Genomic DNA, 16,054 nt, shown 5'->3' with positions numbered 1-16,054 from the left:
AAAGTACCCCACGGTGTCATCACAGCCCCTGCCCGCTCCAGCCCGTGCACGGCACGGTAGGAGGCATGCACCCCGAGATCTTGGTTCAAGAGGGCTACACCTCCGCCTCCATCGTCCAATCCCCGGTCCGCGAACTCTTCCCTGGGATCCGGCTCCGTCCCCTCTGGCGGGGACCGTCCGGCGCGCATGCCAATGTGCTGGAAATGGATCCGGGCACCTCCTGGCCGCGCCGCGACGTCCACGACCCCGGCCCGGAGGAGGTCTACGTGGTCGCGGGCACCTTCAACGACGGCGCACGCGACTACCCGGCCGGGACGTTCCTGCACGCGCCGGCAGGAACGTGGCATATACCGGCGACCACCACCGGTTGCACACTGTTCCTCTTCTACCCAGAGGGCTGAGGCGGCCCATCGGAAGGTAGAACGGGCCCCAGCCTGATGCGGAGTCGAGGGCTTCCAGCGGTCGGGGCCGCGCGGGACTCCAGGCCGGTGGCATCATCGCCCAGATCAATGGTGAACGCATAAGCGGTGACAGCGACCCGATCGCGATCGTGCTGGACTATCTCGAAGTGCCCCTCCAAGAACTCCCAACAATTGGCGTCCACCGTGGCGGCCCAGGCCGCTCAGGTTGAAGGTGGCCTTGGTGCCGTCCCCTCCATGTGTCGGCGCGGATCTCTCACGGTCCCGTCGGCGGGGGCGTGGCCCTAGCGGGAAGGCGCAGTACGAATCGTGCGCCGCGTGGGCTGTCCTCGGCGGCCAGGGTGCCGCCGTGGCTGTGAGCGATCTGCCGGGCGATCGGCAGACCGAGCCCGGTGCCGTCCGGGTCCCTGGCGCGGGAGGCGTCCAGGCGCGCGAACCGCTGGAAGATGACCTCCCGCTGTTCGGGGGCGATGCCCTCGCCGTCGTCGCACACCTCCAGCACCGCGACACCCGCCTCCAGGGTCAAGGTCACGGTGACCAGCGAGGCGGCATGCCGTTCAGCGTTGTCCAGCAGATTGTTCAACAACCTGGTCAAAGCAATCCGTTCGCCGCACACGGCCACCCCGGAGACCAGAGAACGGCGCACGGCGAGCGTGCCCACCCTGCACGGTCGCCGGTCCAGTTCGGCTCCCACCAGACCGGTCATGTCGATCACCTCGCGGCGGCCGGCGACGCCCGCGTCCAGCCTGGCGACCTGCAGCAGATCGGCGACCAGGGCCTGGGCCCGTTCGACGCTCTCCAGCAACGCTTTGGCGGTCTGAGGCCAGTCGGCCTGATGCGGCCACATCAGCGCCTCCTCGATCTGCGTGCGCATGGCGGTCAGCGGGCTGCGCAGATCGTGGGACGCGTCGGAGGCGAAACGCAGTTGCCGCTCGACGGCCGACTGGGCCCGTCCCAGGGTGCGGTTGGCGGTCTCGGCGAGCTCGCGGAGTTCGTCGCGGTAGGCGGGCACCGGTACCCGGTGGTTCAGATCGCCGGCGGTGATCTGATCGAGCTCCCTGGTGATCGTGTGCACCGGGCGCAGTGCCCTGCCAACGATCCGGTAGCTGCCCGCGGCACCCGCCGCCACCACCAGCAGCAGCCAGCCGACACCGAGCGGGACCAGCAACCCGCTCCCCACGTACCAGGGAACCTGGGGGGCGGCCACGTTCACCTGCCACAGGCCGTCGTGGCGGTGAACGGGGTAGGCCAGCACGATGACGCACCGGTCGCCGAACACCTTCCCGCCGCACGAGGAGGCCGTGGCGAACGCGTCGGGATCGGGCGCCAGGTGTGTCATGGGCGGCTTGCCCGCCATGTCCGGGCTGGCGGCGGCCACTCGCCCGGCGGGATCGACCACCTGCACCGACTCCCGCGAAGCGTCCACCGGAGTCACATCGACCCCTTGTACTCCCCGGCGTAACTGCTTGCCCACATTCACCGCGTTGTCGAACAGCCGCTGCGTACGGTCTTGGGCGATCTCCTGCCGGACGGCGAACAGCACGAACACCGCCACGGCGGTGCACAGCATCGCCATGACCGCGCCGGCCACCGTTGCCAGGCGAATCCGGATCGACCATCGCCGCCACACTGCGATCACCCCGCGTGATCAGCTCTGCTACCTGCCGGGGGAGATGCTCATAGGTCCACGCTAGCCGCCGGGCACCGGTGACGGAGAACCCGCTCCGGGGATGAGCCGGTCTCCGCCCATGCCGGTGGCCCTGCCGCCCTCGTCGTCGATTCCGACGCCGGTGATCTTCAGGAGGTCGTGCGTGAGAACCGAGAGTTCGCCGCAGTTCTCCTCACACCACGGATCGTACGCCGACCTGCGCCCGGAGCCGATCAATGCTGCCTCCCCAGTCGGACGACGCCTGCCACCGTCCCAGTGTGTGAATGGTGGACGCCGGCAAGCGCGTGGCGGTGTGTCACCGAGATCGCGGCACAGGACGGTGCTGCCGGTGCCGGCAAAGACGTGCGCCCGGCGCGCTGCACCGGCCGAATCGGGGCGATCAGCCCGTGTCCGAGGGGTCGCCAGGGGCTTCAGAACTCTCGTAACGAACGCAGGTTCCGTAAGCAACATAGGCGACATCGGTCATCACTGCCCTCCCATGGCTGGTCGCCTGGGGAATCGCGGTGAACCCCACACCCACCACGGCATCGGGGTGGAGGTCTCCCACCGCCGCGGCCAGGTGCTGAAGAGCGATCTCAGAAGTGGCGCCCGGCCTGCCGACCCGAATCTGCTGCGCCCGTATCCTGCGCTGATCGCCGGGGATGTAGTCCGTTGTGTACATCGGAGTGCCCACACCAACGTGCTGCCCACAGCCCGGTCAATGCCCCCTCACCGGTCATTCACCTGATGGGAAAAGGCCGCTTCTCATGTGCGGACGGGGGCACAGAAACGTTCTCCGCCGACCGCGCCCCGAATGCGCGCCCGGTGATAATCGATCGTCTGGCCCGCCAGGGGTGTGCCAGGAGTGTTCGGCCGGCAAACGGCTCGACAGCCTGCACCTTCGGGGCGGGCATCAACGCGCTAGGTGGGGGCAGACCCAATGACCGCCGAGGGGTGCGCCACTCACAACGAGAACAGTGACCGGGCGCATCGCGCATGTCCGACCGAGGTGACGACGACCTTGGCGCTCAGTCCGGCGTAGGCCGCGGCCTGCGAGACCGTGCAGTCTGATCGTTCCCGGATGCGCGAGCGTTCACCCTGGCACTCGTCATGTCGACGCTGGGATGCCCGAGACCACCGGCAGGGTCGGCTTCTCAGACGAAGGCCGCTGGTGGCCGTCATCCGGCAGGCTCAGATCGAACCGGGCTCGCCGCGGCGTGATCGGCCGCATGACGAGCGCTGTCCGGTACGGGGACGTTGTGCGCGATCCACTCGCGGGTCGTCTCGGTCGCTCGCTCGATCAGGTCGCGGGTCTGCCCGAAGTCGATGGGCAGCACCTGGGCCGGGTACAGCGGCGGGACCAGGCGCAGGCGGGTGCGGTGTTCGACGCACCGGATCGACGCGGCGATGCGCTGCTCGCTCAGCAGGTTGTAGGCGTGCAGCGCCATGGTGATCGCCGTGGAGGGCGGAACGGGCAGGTCACAGCAGAAGCCCGGGGACAGCAGGTAGACCTCGTCGGCCCCTTGCTCGACGGCGAGGTCGAGGGTCGTCCGCTCGGCGACGCCACCGTCCATGAGCACCTGCTCACCGATGGTCACGTTGGGGAAGAGCGCGGGGATCGCGGTGCTGGCCAGCAGGGCCGGCACCGCCGGGCCACACGAGAGGGCGACGGCCTTGCCGCTCCTCACCTCGGACGCCAGGATCGACAGCGGAAGCCGGGCGTCCTCCAGGTTCTCGATCGGAAGGGAACGCCGCAGGAACCGCTGCAGAGGCCGGTTGTCGAACAGATGGTTCTGGCGGCCGACCATCGCCTCGGTGAGCGTGAGCGGACGGAAGGCGAAGGTGTAGTTCGCGATGCCGAGCGCCTGCCGGACGCCCTTCACTGGATGGAGGGGCAGGTTGCGCGCGAGGGCGCGCAACGTCTGCGGCAGGATCAGCGGATACACATCGTGACCGCCGACCGAGCACCACATCGACGCCAACTCCTCGACGCCGTCGATATCGTACGGGCGGCGTAGTAGGCCGCGTTCAGAGCACCGGCCGACGCGCCCACCACAAGGTCGGCGCGTACGCCATGAGCGGCGAGCGCGCGAAGCATGCCGACCTGGGCCGCCCCCAGGCTCCCGCCTCCCCACAGGACGAATGCCGTCGTCATCGCCCCTCCCCCGGGACGGGCTCGGCCCGGGAGCCGACCCGCCCGCGTCGGTAACATGGTGTCATCGGGCGCCGAGAATCACATCGCCATCTCATGGCCATCTTTTTGCAGAGAATTGGCGTGACCCAAAGAACTGCGGCGCTCTTCTCACTCCCCGTCTCCCCGAGGTATTATATCGCTAGGCGATAGAGATTGATATCGCAGGGCGATGCGAGCGGGCCGAGTGGGCTCCACGCGAGGCCCCCGGCTCGAAGACCTCATCCGATCGCGGATTGGAGGACGGCTATGACATTCCGAGCCGCGGGTATCGAATCCCATCCCGATCTCGCAGAGCTGCGCTCCCGCTACGAGTTGGCCGCCGAGCAGCCCACCGCACAGGCGCTGGACGGGTTGACCATTCTCAGCGGCCTGTACCTGGCGGTGTCACCGTGGATCCTCGGGCTCGCGCGTTTCCCGGGCACTGGGGACCTCCGGGTGAACAACCTGATCACGGGCCTCGCCGTGGCCGTGATGGCGATGGGGCTGGCCGCGGCGTTCGGCCGCACCCACGGGGTGGCGTGGACCGTTCCAGTCCTCGGCGTGTGGACGATCATCGCCCCCTGGGTGGTGTCGGGCGCCACCCCCAAGGGCGGCACCATCGTCAGCAACGTCATCATCGGCGCGCTCATCCTCCTGCTGGGCCTCGGGGCCATGGCCCTTCCCACGCGACAACGGCGGACGGTCAACGAGCGACGATGATCGCAACAGGCTGATCAGGTGTCGCGGCCAGGCGCCAGGTACGACGGCGTCGGCGTCTGGCCGTGGCACGTGACCGGAACAGAGGCGCGGCAGGCCAGCCGAGCGAAGCGTTGCTCCAGCACCGTGGCGGCGTCGCGGTTGACCGCGTATGAAAGACGCTGAGTCAGCTCGCGGGTGCCGGGCGCCCTGGCTCGTCCGTCTGCGGGTCCGGGTCGCCGAGATGTTCCAGCAGTGCGGCGAGATGGTCCAAGACGGGTGCCAGTTCGCCGAGTTCGATGAGATGCCGGCGTGTCAGCGCCGTCAGAATCCGCTCGCCGTCGGGCCGCAGCCGGACACGGATCACACGCGCATCGGCGGCGTCGCGGTCCCGGGCGACCAGCCGCGCCTCCTCCGCCCGATCGACCAGCTCGACAGTGCTGTGATGACGCAACATCAGGTAGTCCGCCAGCTCACCGATCGTCGGTCCGCAGGAGCCGCCGTGCCCCTTGATCGCCAGCAGCAACTGGTGCTGCCGCGGAGTCACCCCGGCCGCCCTGGCATGCTGTTCACTCCACGCCAGAAATCGCCGCAGCCTCGTACGAAACTCCAGCAACGTCGCGAAATCCTGCTGCGTCAGCGGCTCCATGGGAAACTCCCCGCTCATTAATAAATCGTACAACGATATCTCCAATCCGTCACAGCCAGACACGTAAAAGCCCGGCGCGCCGCGCAGGACCGCCCCTGGCAGACAGCGCCCTTTTCCGTTCACACCGGCTGCCTCAGAAGGAACGTCGACCCCGCAGAGACGTTCGCCGCCCGGGGACCGCACTCCTCGGGCACCGTGACCAATGCGGCCGGCATCCGCCCACAGCGAAGCACAAAGGTCTTCGAAAGATGAAACTGACCTCATACCGAGCCCTGCTCACACTGGACTCGTCGGCATCACCGGTCAGCGGCATGCCGACCGCGACCCGTTCAGGAGTGATACGGATCCCCGAAACCGATTCGGAAGCGGTTTGCCACTTCCATGCGACCATCACCGCCACAGACGATGAACCTCTCACGCCAGGCGAGCGCCTGCGGGACGTGACAGTGAGCGTCACCGAGGAATCCGCACCGGACCATCTCACCGCAGGCGTGAAATTCGAACTGTGGACCAGCAAGCTGATCGGCCATGGGATCATCAGCCGCCGAATAGTCTGGTGACTTCATTGGACGCTTGTGTCCGCGCCAATGGGCGCAGACGTCCCAACCACCTGGTCGCCGCGACATTCGAGCGGCCGCGAGCGAATCGCCCCGAACCTGGTCCATTCATAGGGACCGATCGCAGCACGGCGCCCTGCTACCGCTCATCCTCAGCCGAGCGTTCGGCGAGATGGCGGCCAGGGCGCTCGTGCCCGGCTTCGTGTCCCTGAGCGGGTGGACGTGGCGCAGGTACGGTATCTGCGGGAATGCCTCCAGCAGGTACGGGCCGGGCGGCGGCAGGATCGGTCCTGGATCACGCACGGCAGCACTTCGCATGGGTCCGCTGGCAGCTTGCGGCAATACGATCATCTCGGGCACCTGAACAGCGACCTGTCGTAGCCGGCCACGTTCCTGGCGACGCAGGGGATCACCCGCGAGGTTCTGCGGTTCGCCCGGCCGCGTCGCCGACACCGCTCATGGACCCCGCGGCCGCACTCGCTGATCGCGTTTCATCGCGCTGCGCAAGGCGATGGCGTACGCCGAACTCAGCGACGAACCGGCGTTCCGGGCCGCGATCTCCACCGCCCGCCGTGAACTCGATGGAGATCACCGGATTCGCGGGGCACGGAGGCACCGGGCCGGTAAGTGCCGGCGAGTCTCTGCCGCGCGCGACTGGAGATCCCGACTGTTCGCCCTGCGATCACCGTCCACTACCGGTCGCGGCTGGCCAGCGCGGTGCGGCGGGTCGGTGTGAGATGAGTCAAGCGCTCATTGAGGAGGCCGCGTCGCCGGACCGATGAACGGCCTGCTCCGGATGCCGGAGCAGGCCGTTCGGCGACTAGGGGAAGCGTGGGTCGTTCCCGGCCCTGGTGTCCACGGTCAGCCCCATCGCGCGAGCGACGGCGCCCCAGGAAACGTAGGAGAAGTTCGTGGCATCGCGGTCGGCATCCACGTCGGGCCCCGTCTCCGGCTCGTCATGGGTGACGAGGAGGCCCTGCCGGTAACCGTCGACGGGACGGTTGGTCACGGCGAGTCCATCGGAACCGTTGATGTCGTCGACGCCGCCGACACCCTTGACCAGGAAGCTGCCCAGCGGACGGTTCCGGCCTTGGCGCTCGTAGACCGCGAACCTGTCGTCGCCCTGGCTCGAGACGAGCACGTATCCGGTCGAGCGGGGGCCGTAGTAGATGTCGACGCCCTCGGCGTCGGCCGTGAGCAGGTTGCCGCCGTAGCCCTTGGCCTTCGGGTCGACCGGTTGGCACTCCTCGGTCTCGTCGTCGTAGACGTCGTGGATCCCGAAGTCCTTGACACGGTCGACGAGCGTGGGCCGGCTGCCGGAGCCGAGCGGTAGTTGCAGCCGCCACAGACCGACGTCCTCCTGGGCTGCGTACAACACGCCCGACGCCTGGTCCACAGCGACGCCCTCGAGTTGCGGCAGCACGCCCGGCTCCTCACAGGGAACCCAGGTCGTCCCGTCCGGCAGCGGGAAGGAACTCGGCATGCTGAGCCGCTGGACTCCCGTGTAGCCGAGCCCGCCCCCGCTTTCGACGATCCGCGCGGTCGCGACAGTGGTCGTCCCCTCCTGGGTGACGACGGCGTAGGTCTCGCCGGGCCGCGGCTGCCAGATGGCCAGGCCGTAGGCGGTCCGCTCCTCGTCAACGGCCTCACGGTCGGGGTTGAACAGGAAGCTCTGGTCGGGCGCGGTGACCTCGGTCAGCGGGGTGCGCGCCGCCGTGCCGGCCGGGTCGATGACGAAGAAGCGGAGCTGATCGTTGTAGCGGTCCGAGACGACGGCGACGTCGACCCGCCGGCCGGACAGGCTGATGCCGTAGGCGATGTCGACGTTGTTGTAGCGCCCCGCGGCGGCGTCGGCCCGCGGCGCCTCGGTGGCGGGCAGCGACTGGAGTTCGCGCGAGCCCGCATCGTAGACGCGGAGGCCGCCCTCCTTGGCCGTCACGATCACCAGCGACTTCCGGGAGTCCGCGGGGTGGACCCAGATGGCCGGGTCGTCGCCGGAGGCGTTCCCACCGGCCTCGTCGTCGTACAGGATGGGGGTCTCGTTGTCCGTGGTCACGACGGCGGGCTGCGTGGTGGTGGCGTGGGCGCCCGCGTGGTGCGGCGCGAACAGCGCGGCAACGACCGTACTCACCGTTACCACGGCATTCAGGGTGTAGTTCACGACGGTCACCTTGCAGGACAAAGATTGCCGCTGCTCTGACCGGCGATGGCCAGGGGTGAAACTCAGCGCTCCCCCTGGACGGAGGACGCAACGTGGGCGACAGGGGCGAACCGGGTGGCGTTTCCCTCGGCTGCTTTGTGTACGCGGTCGGCCTGCTGGTCACAAGGTCTGAGGGCTGGTGGTTTTGATCCCGCGGATGCTGGCCGCGACGCCATCATGACCGCCGGTCCCTGCAGACGGCCGTTCCGCCGACCACGGCTTTGAGCGGCGTCGGCCGCTCCGGGTGTTCATCGGAGCGGCCGAAGCAGTGTCAACGCGCCTGGGCGACGTCGGTGAGTTCGTTGTCGCGGGTCTCCTTGAGCAGGAGGGGCGGCCAGCGAGTGCAGTCGAGGATCGGGAAGAGGATCAGCGCCCAGGGGACGCCGACCGTGTTGGCCCCGAGCAGGACCCGGCGCCGCCCGATCCGGTCCGACAGGATGCCGCCCGAGACGATCCCGATGGCCGTCCCTTGCCTCCCTTATGAGATTCGAGTATCTCTTGATACTCGCGTATCAGTTGATGGAGGGGCGTCCATGCTCGCTGCTTTCACCGCTGCCGGCGGCGTGGCGGCCGGGGAGGTCCCCGAGCCGGTGCCGGGCGAGGGGCAGGTGCTGGTCGCACCGCTCTCGGCGGGGATCTGCGGATCGGATCTGCACCTGGTCGACGCGGTCGCCGGCCTGGGCGACGACGCTCCCAGGATCGTCCTGGGGCACGAGTTCTGCGCCGAGATCCTGGAGGCGGGGCCGGGGACGTCCGGGCGGTTCGCGCCGGGGACGCGGGTGGTGTCGGTGCCCCACGTTCTGAGCCCGTCCGGGCCGGTCGACCTCGGATTGTCGCCGGTGCTGCCGGGCGGGTTCGCCCAGCGGGCGGTGATGCAGGAGTCGTTCCTCCTGCGGGTCCCGGACGGCCTGCCGGACGACCACGCCGCGCTGACCGAGCCCCTCGCGGTGGCCGTCCACGCGGTGCGCGCCGCCCGGCCCGGCCCCGAGGACGCAGCCCTCGTCGTGGGCTGCGGGCCGATCGGCCTGGCGGTGATCGCGGCACTGAAGGCCGACGGGCACGGGCCGGTGGTCGCCGCCGACTTCTCCCCCGCGCGCCGGACCCTGGCCGAGCGTCTGGGGGCCGACATCGTGCTGGACCCGGCCGAGTCCTCGCCGTACGACAGGTGGGCCGAGCTTGGGGTCGTCGAGCGGCCTCCCTCGCCCCTGCTGGGAGAGGGCGTCCCACCGGGGAACGTCATCGCCTTCGAGTGCGTCGGCGCTCCGGGGCTGATCCAGCAGATCATCGAGGGCGTCCCCCGGCACAGCCGGATCGTCGTCGTCGGCGTGGGCGTCGCGCCCGACACGATCACTCCGGTGTCGGCGATCCTCAAGGAGGTCTCGCTCACGTTCGTCTTCGCCTACCGGCAGCAGGAGTTCGCCCACGCGCTGGGGCTCCTGGCGGACGGGCGGGTGGACGGAAACCCCTTCGTCACCGGCACCGTGGGGCTCGGCGGCGTCGCCGGGGCCTTCGCCGACCTGCGCAGTCCCGACGAGCACGTCAAGATCATCGTTCGCCCCCGATGAGGGGCCGGGATACTGGCCGTATGACCTCACCGTCTTCCCCGCCCCGGAACCTGCGTGAGCGCAAGCGGCAGCGGGCGCGTGACGAGATCTACACGGCCGCGCTGGACCTGCTGGCCGAGCGCCCCTTCGACGAGGTCACGATCGACGAGATCTGCGAGCGCGCGGAGGTCGGCAGGGCCTCCTTCTTCAGGATCTACGGGGCGAAGGCCGGGCTCCTGCTGGAGTTCAACCACCGGCTGGCCCGGGACGCGCGGGAGGCCATGGCCGCGCAGCCGTCCGCCAGTGCCGTGGAGCGGCTCCGGGTGGTGCAGCGGACCCTGGTGACCGGCTGGACGGCGACCGGCCCCGCGCTCCGGGAGATGCTGCGCGCGTTCCTCGCCGAGGCCGGCCCCGCCCTCTTCTCGGCGGCCGGGGACGCGCCCGCGCATCCCGAACTGCTGTCGCTCGTCGCGGAGATCGTCGAGGAAGGGCAGCGGGCCGGGGAACTCGACACGCGGCTGGAGCCGGGGTTCGCCTCCTGGCTCGTCGTGACGGGGATGGCCACCGCCACCGGCCGGTGGGTCGTCGGCCAGAACGAGACGGGCCTGGAAAAGGCCACCGAAGACGTTCTGGAGGTACTGCTCGGAGGCCTGGCACGCTTCTGAGGCCGGCGGCCTCGTCCTCGGGACGCCCTTGCCAAGAAGGATCGTCGCATTTCTTATATAAACTATTATCGACCTTTCAGGGGCTCGCCGCCCTCGGCTCGAGCTTCACCTGCACACGCCTGCGGCTGCGGCCGGGCAGGCACTACCCCTACCGCGCTCTACACGTCCGCCCGTTTTGACGCCGATATGGTGGCGACGGCGCACTGGTCCGGGGAGTCGGGCGAGAGCGTCGCAGCGGCCGCCGATGGTGCGTGGCAGACGAAGAACATCCCATTGAGCACCACGCAGCTCATAGAACCCTTCGCCGTCGCGAAGGAGGCCTCGGCGGTCCGCGTTCCGGTCCTCCTGCTTTACGGGGAGCAGGACGTCACGGTCGAGCCGCTGCGGGACGTCGCAATATTCCGCTCCGCTCCCGACATCGCCACCGCCATCATCCCCCGGATGGCCCATATGCATAACTTCGCGCCGACGCGGGCGCTCGCCTGGGCGCGTCTCCAGGCGTTCATACCCCGGGTCGCCGCCGTGGGCGACCACGCCGCCGCGGCCGAGGCGGCTCCCCCGGCCTCCTGAGAAGGCCGGTCCGCACGGCGACTTCCGCGCGACCGGGCCGGAGCGCTCGGGGCGCCGGTCGATGGTGTCGATCGGAGCATGAGCCGGCCGGGCCTCGGAGGTCCGCGGCCGCCGGCCTGCTCACGCGTGCGCGCATCTCCCCCGCATCGGCCGTTCTACCAGGGCGTTCGCGGTCGGGCCTTGACGGGACATGGCTCCCATGGAATTTTCGAAGCACCTTCAAAAATTTCTCGGAGTAGGAGCCGTGGTGCCCGCCCCAGATCTCGATCTCCCCGCGCCCGCCCCCGTTCCCCGCAACCTCCCGGGGCTGCCCATGCCCCAGAACCCCGACCTCCTCTTCGACCCCGGACTGCGCCCGCGCGTCCTCCGGAAGGCCGAGGGCCGGTTCCCCTTCCCCGTCCCCAACGGCTGGTTCATCGTCGCCGCCTCGGCCGACCTGGCCCCCGGCGACGTCCGGCCGCTCTACGCCTTCGGCCGGGAGCTCGTCCTGTTCCGCGGAACGGACGGCGTCCCCCACGTCCTCGACGCGCACTGCAGCCACCTGGGCGCGCACCTCGCGGTCGGCGGCCAGGTCGAGGAGTCCTGCATCCGCTGCCCGTTCCACGGATGGAAGTTCGACGGCACCAGCGGCCAGTGCGTCGACGTCCCCTACGACGACGTCGAGTACGTCCCCGCGCGGGCCTCGATGCGCGCCTTTCCCACCATCGAGCGCAACCAGATGGTCTGGGCCTGGCACCACCTCGAGGGCGGTGAGCCGTTCTACGACGTGCCGGCCGTCCCGGAGTTCGACGATCCCGACTGGCTGCCGATCGTCGTCCGGGAGTTCCCGATCGCCACCTGCTGCCAGGAGATGGCAGAGAACAACGTCGACCGCGCCCACTTCAAGTTCGTCCACGGCACCGACTCCATCCCCGAGGAGGAGTTCCACGTGGACGGCCACTACAAGAAGACCGTGGGCGGGGGCGGGACCTTCGTCCGCGAGGGCTACGGGCTCGGCCTGGGCGTCCTGCGGGTGGAGGGCATGACCACCTTCGTCTCCAGCACCACCCCGCTGGACGAGGACAACGTCCACGTCCGCTGGATCTTCACCGCCCCGCGCTCACTGGGCCCGAACGCCGCGGAGGAGGCGGCCGACCTGTTCTGCCGGGGCCTCAGCCAGGACATCCCGATCTGGGAGAACAAGATCTACAAGGAGCCGCCGGTGCTGCGGCCCTCGGAGAAGGAAGTCAGCGAGCACCGGCGCTGGTGCCGCCAGTTCTACTCGTTCCCCAAGGAGCAGTCGTGAGCCTCACCCGCTGGGTCCAGGAACCCGCCCCGCCGGCCTCCGGCCTGTCCGACGCCACGCCGGCGCTCCCCTCCCTGGAGGCGGTCTACCTGACCGACCCCGCGGCGCTGGCCGAGGTGCTGCCCCCGCCGCTGACCCCGCCGGCGCGGCCGCGCGTCCACGTCCGCGTCGTCGACATCGACCTCCGGTTCGGCGAGCACCGCCACAAGGAGCTCGTCGGCTACTTCGCCGTCGAGGCCGAACTGGACGGCGAGCCGGGCGAGTACCCCCTGCTCATCCCGATCGACCTGGAGCCGGCGATCTCCATCAGCCGGGAGCGGTTCGGCGAGCCCAAGAAGCTCGCCGACATCGAACTCACCCGCGCCGAGGACGGCACGGTCCACGGCGCCGTCACCCGCCAGGGCGTCACGTTCATCGAGATGACCGGCCGGGTCACCGGCGAGCTGCCCGTCCCGGAGCCCTACCCGGCCCGGCAGTTCTGGTACAAGTTCATGCCCGCCGTCGACGGCACCGGCTTCGACGGCGATCCGCTGCTGGTCCGCATGGAGCAGGTGCGCACGGCCGAACGGGTCGAGGCGGTCGAGGGCGACCTCGTGCTCCGCGAGCTGCCCGGCTGCCCGGTCGTGGACCTGCCCGTCCTGGAGCCGCCCACCCTGCGGTGGGTGCGCCGCTCCAGCCGGAACGAGCCGAAGATCGTCGGGCCGGTCGACCCCGTCGCCTTCGCCCCCTACGCCCAGATCCGCTACCGGTGAACCGCCTCCAGGAGACACGATGAGCGAGCGCTACACCCTCATCTCCACCGACAGCCACGCGGGACTTCCCGCCGAGCGCTACCGCGACTACATCGACTCCCGCTACCACGCCGCCTTCGACGCCGCGCAGGCCGAGGCCGAGGCGATGCGGCGGCTCGCCGAGACCGACGAGCACCGCAGGTTCCTCAGCGAGTGGAACTCCGAGATCGGCCACCACGGCGGCATGAAGGGCGCCTGGGACCCCGAGATCCGCACCAAGGAGATGGACCACGACGGCGTCGCCGCCGAGGTGATCTTCCCCGACGCCGACTCCGCCGGCGTCGGCGGGGTCTCCAAGACCCCGTTCACCGCCGGGCTCGGCTCCACCGGCGACGACGACGCCGAGATGACCCTGGCCGGTGCCTGGGCGCACAACCGGTGGATCGCCGACTTCTGCGAGAACAGCCCCGAACGCCGGGCGGGCGTGGCGATCGTCCCGGTCCACGACGTGGACGCCGCCGTGCAGATGATCGGCTGGGCCGCCGACAAGGGGCTGCGCGGCGGCATCATGATCCCCACCAAGTGGGGCAGGCTGCCGTCCTACAACGACCCGGTCTACGACCCGGTCTGGGCCGCCGCCGCCGAGACGGGCCTGCCCGTCCACACCCACTCGGGCGTCGGGCCGGACGAGGACGACTACGGATTCACGCCCGGTCTCGTCTCCATCTACGCCACCGAGGCGTACTGGTGGGCGGCCCGGCCGCTGTGGGCGCTGATCCTGGGCGGGGTGTTCGAGCGGCACCCGAAGCTCAAGTACGTCATCGCCGAGAACGGCGCCTGGTGGGTGCCCGACATCATCAGCCGGATGGACTCCAAGTGGGAGGGCGACCACGCCACCCGCAAGTTCGGCCCGTCCGCGTTCCGGTCCGGTCTCACCATGAAGCCCGGCGAGTACTTCGACCGCAACTGCTGGATGGCCGCCTCGGTGATGGGCGACATCGAGGTCGAACGGCGCCACCGGATCGGCGTCGGCAACCTCATGTGGGGCAGCGACTACCCCCACCCCGAGGGGACCTGGCCGCACACCCGGCCCTGGCTGGCCGACCGGTTCGGGCGCGTTCCGCAGGACGAGGTCCGGCGCATCCTCGGCCTGACGGCGGCGGAGGTCTACGGCTTCGACCTGGACGCGCTGGCCCCGCACGTCGAGCGCGTCGGCCCGACGGTGGAGGAGATCCACGGGGCGGGGGCGGCGTGACCGGGGCCCTCCAGGACTTCACCGGCCGGGTCGTGGTGATCACCGGGGGCGCCGCCGGCATCGGGCGCGCCCTCGGTGTGCGCTTCGCCGCCGAGGGGTCCAGGGTCGTCCTGGCCGACGTCGAGGCCGGCGCCCTTGCCCGGACGGTCGAGGAACTGGCGGCCGGCGGCGAGGTGACGGGCGTGCGGACCGACGTCACCGACCCGGCCTCGGTCGAGGCGCTCGCCGAGGAGGTCTACGGGCGCCACGGCGCGGTCCACGTCCTGATCAACAACGCCGGAGTCGGCGCGCCGTCGGCGAAGTCCTGGGAGAGCACCCCGAACGACTGGCGCTGGGTGCACTCGGTGAACGTGTTCGGCGTCGCCCACGGCGTCCAGTCGTTCGTGCCCAGGATGCTGGCCGGCGGCGAGCCGGGACACGTCGTCAACACCTCCTCCGGGGACGGCGCCGTCAACCCGCTGCCGAACGCGTCGGTCTACGCGGCGAGCAAGGCGGCCGTGTCCGTCCTCACCGAGTGCCTGGCCACCCAGCTCCGGGAGGAGAGCGGCGGGCGGCTCGGGGTCTCCCTGTTCCTGCCGGGCGGCGGGCTGCTCGACACCGGGCTGTGGACGGCCGACCGCAACCGGCCCGCCGAACTGGCCAGGGAGCGCCCGCGCGGCACTCCCGCCGTCACCGTGGCCCAGTTGGTGGAGATGGCCGCCGCCAGGGGCCGGGAACTGCCCGTCCGGCCGCTCGACGAGCTGGCCCGGCAGGTCGTGGACGGTATCAAGGACGGCGTCTACTGCATCACCGACGACCTGGCCGAAGCCGCGGCGACCCTGCGGGAGCGGGCCGATCTCCTCGCCGCGGGCCGCTGCCCGACGGTCGTGGACGCCCATGGGATCCTGACCTGAAACGGCGTGGCGGCGGATGCCGCCGCCACGCCCCGTCAGGAGCCCATCGTGAGCGACAGCAAGCAGCCCGGGGCCGGGCCCGGCCTCCGGGCCGGCCAGGGCCGCGGCCGCGGTCGGCCACCGAAGATCGACCGCGCCGCGATCGCCCGTGCGGCGGGCGAGATTCCGCTGAACGACCTCACCCTCGGCAAGGTGGCCCAGCGGCTCGGTGTCAGCGTGCCGAGCCTGTACCACTACGTGCGCGGCCGGGACGACCTGCTGCGGCTGGCCGCCGCGCAGTCGGCCACCCGGCTGACCCTGCCCGTCGACCACGACCAGCACTGGGCCGTCTGGTTCTACGAATGGGCCGTCTACATCCGCGAGGCGTTCGTCGATGACCCCGGGCTGCTCACCCAGTACATCAACGGAGCGATCAACATCGAGGTGTTGGCCGAGCACGTGGACGGCGCCCTCGGACTGTGCGTCCGGCAGGGCTTCTCCCCCGCCGAGGCCATGCAGGCCTACGACCTGGTCTCCGAGTGCGCCCTGGGCGCGGCCGTCACCTTCCTGCGCCAGGAGGCGCATCCCATCGAACAGGACCTGAGCGGGGCCCTGGCCGAGAAGGACGTGCCCTATCTGCGGCTCGCGGTCAGCGCGGGACCGTCCGTGCCGCTCCCCTTCACCGAGCAGATCGTCACGGTCCTCGCGGGCATCGCCACCCGCCGGGGCGAGGACTGGACCGAGATCTCCGAACTGCTGGCGAACCTTCCGGGAGCCTCGGCCACGTAGA

The 16,054-nt window shown here is 70.2% G+C and carries 16 protein-coding genes; 11 read left to right on the top strand and 5 right to left on the bottom strand.

Going from position 1 to position 16,054, the window contains the following annotated elements; genetic code table 11:
• The first annotated feature begins 65 nt into the window (after nt 1–65).
• A complete protein-coding gene (locus ACZ466_RS48125) occupies nt 66–401 on the top strand; it encodes a cupin domain-containing protein (RefSeq protein WP_378281334.1) in 336 nt (111 codons plus the stop codon).
• Nucleotides 402–675: 274 nt separating this feature from the next.
• Here the strand turns inward: ACZ466_RS48125 and ACZ466_RS48120 are convergent, their stop codons facing one another.
• The 3 genes from ACZ466_RS48120 to ACZ466_RS48110 form a co-directional block, all read right to left on the bottom strand.
• Entirely contained in the window at nt 676–2,058 is a 1,383-nt protein-coding gene (locus tag ACZ466_RS48120; protein WP_464042007.1) for a sensor histidine kinase, read from the bottom strand.
• A gap of 1,187 nt (nt 2,059–3,245) precedes the next feature.
• Nucleotides 3,246–4,040, bottom strand: coding sequence for a patatin-like phospholipase family protein (locus ACZ466_RS48115; protein WP_378281332.1), 795 nt, complete (start codon nt 4,038–4,040; stop codon nt 3,246–3,248).
• Nucleotides 4,001–4,222, bottom strand: coding sequence for a patatin-like phospholipase family protein (locus tag ACZ466_RS48110; protein ID WP_378281331.1), 222 nt, complete (start codon nt 4,220–4,222; stop codon nt 4,001–4,003). The genes ACZ466_RS48115 and ACZ466_RS48110 overlap by 40 nt, the downstream gene beginning before the upstream one ends.
• A 285-nt stretch (nt 4,223–4,507) precedes the next feature.
• Between ACZ466_RS48110 and ACZ466_RS48105 the strand changes: the two genes are divergently transcribed.
• Nucleotides 4,508–4,960: an SPW repeat protein gene (locus ACZ466_RS48105; RefSeq protein WP_378281330.1), complete on the top strand. Its 453-nt coding sequence runs from the start codon at nt 4,508–4,510 to the stop codon at nt 4,958–4,960.
• A 163-nt stretch (nt 4,961–5,123) separates the two neighbouring features.
• Here ACZ466_RS48105 and ACZ466_RS48100 read toward each other — a convergent pair whose 3' ends face one another.
• Entirely contained in the window at nt 5,124–5,585 is a 462-nt protein-coding gene (locus ACZ466_RS48100) for a MarR family transcriptional regulator (protein ID WP_378281329.1), read from the bottom strand.
• 248 nt (nt 5,586–5,833) lie between these two features.
• Here ACZ466_RS48100 and ACZ466_RS48095 point away from each other — a divergent pair, with 248 nt between their 5' ends.
• On the top strand, nt 5,834–6,145 hold the full coding sequence (locus tag ACZ466_RS48095) for a hypothetical protein (RefSeq protein ID WP_378281328.1): 312 nt from the start codon (nt 5,834–5,836) through the stop codon (nt 6,143–6,145).
• A gap of 817 nt (nt 6,146–6,962) precedes the next feature.
• On the opposite strand, the gene ACZ466_RS48090 is transcribed toward ACZ466_RS48095, so the two are convergent.
• Entirely contained in the window at nt 6,963–8,273 is a 1,311-nt protein-coding gene (locus ACZ466_RS48090) for a phytase (RefSeq protein WP_378281327.1), read from the bottom strand.
• A 602-nt stretch (nt 8,274–8,875) separates the two neighbouring features.
• On the opposite strand from ACZ466_RS48090, the gene ACZ466_RS48085 reads away from it, so the two are divergent.
• From ACZ466_RS48085 to ACZ466_RS48050, 8 genes are all read left to right on the top strand, one after another.
• Nucleotides 8,876–9,907, top strand: a complete 1,032-nt coding sequence (locus tag ACZ466_RS48085) for a zinc-binding dehydrogenase (protein ID WP_378281326.1) — start codon at nt 8,876–8,878, stop codon at nt 9,905–9,907.
• Between the two features lie 20 nt (nt 9,908–9,927).
• Complete coding sequence (locus ACZ466_RS48080) at nt 9,928–10,551, top strand: TetR/AcrR family transcriptional regulator (RefSeq protein ID WP_378281325.1); 624 nt, start codon at nt 9,928–9,930, stop codon at nt 10,549–10,551.
• 186 nt (nt 10,552–10,737) lie between these two features.
• Nucleotides 10,738–11,121, top strand: a complete 384-nt coding sequence (locus tag ACZ466_RS48075; protein WP_464042003.1) for an alpha/beta fold hydrolase — start codon at nt 10,738–10,740, stop codon at nt 11,119–11,121.
• Nucleotides 11,122–11,368: 247 nt separating this feature from the next.
• Nucleotides 11,369–12,406 carry a Rieske 2Fe-2S domain-containing protein gene (locus ACZ466_RS48070; protein ID WP_378281323.1) on the top strand — a complete coding sequence of 346 codons (1,038 nt, stop codon included), beginning with the start codon at nt 11,369–11,371 and terminating at the stop codon, nt 12,404–12,406.
• The gene (locus ACZ466_RS48065; RefSeq protein WP_378281322.1) at nt 12,403–13,158 is read left to right on the top strand and encodes an acetoacetate decarboxylase family protein; all 756 of its coding nucleotides are present in this window, start codon (nt 12,403–12,405) and stop codon (nt 13,156–13,158) included. The genes ACZ466_RS48070 and ACZ466_RS48065 overlap by 4 nt, the downstream gene beginning before the upstream one ends.
• Before the next feature lie 19 nt (nt 13,159–13,177).
• Nucleotides 13,178–14,392 carry an amidohydrolase family protein gene (locus ACZ466_RS48060; RefSeq protein WP_378281321.1) on the top strand — a complete coding sequence of 405 codons (1,215 nt, stop codon included), beginning with the start codon at nt 13,178–13,180 and terminating at the stop codon, nt 14,390–14,392.
• Nucleotides 14,389–15,285: an SDR family NAD(P)-dependent oxidoreductase gene (locus ACZ466_RS48055; protein WP_378281320.1), complete on the top strand. Its 897-nt coding sequence runs from the start codon at nt 14,389–14,391 to the stop codon at nt 15,283–15,285. Before ACZ466_RS48060 ends, ACZ466_RS48055 begins: the two co-directional genes overlap by 4 nt.
• A 48-nt stretch (nt 15,286–15,333) precedes the next feature.
• Nucleotides 15,334–16,053, top strand: coding sequence for a TetR/AcrR family transcriptional regulator (locus ACZ466_RS48050; RefSeq protein WP_378281319.1), 720 nt, complete (start codon nt 15,334–15,336; stop codon nt 16,051–16,053).
• Nucleotide 16,054: the final 1 nt, after the last annotated feature.

The organism is Actinomadura rugatobispora, from assembly GCF_055379765.1.
The sequence above is the reverse complement of the archived record's forward strand: the minus strand, read 5'-3'. Positions and strand labels throughout refer to the sequence as shown.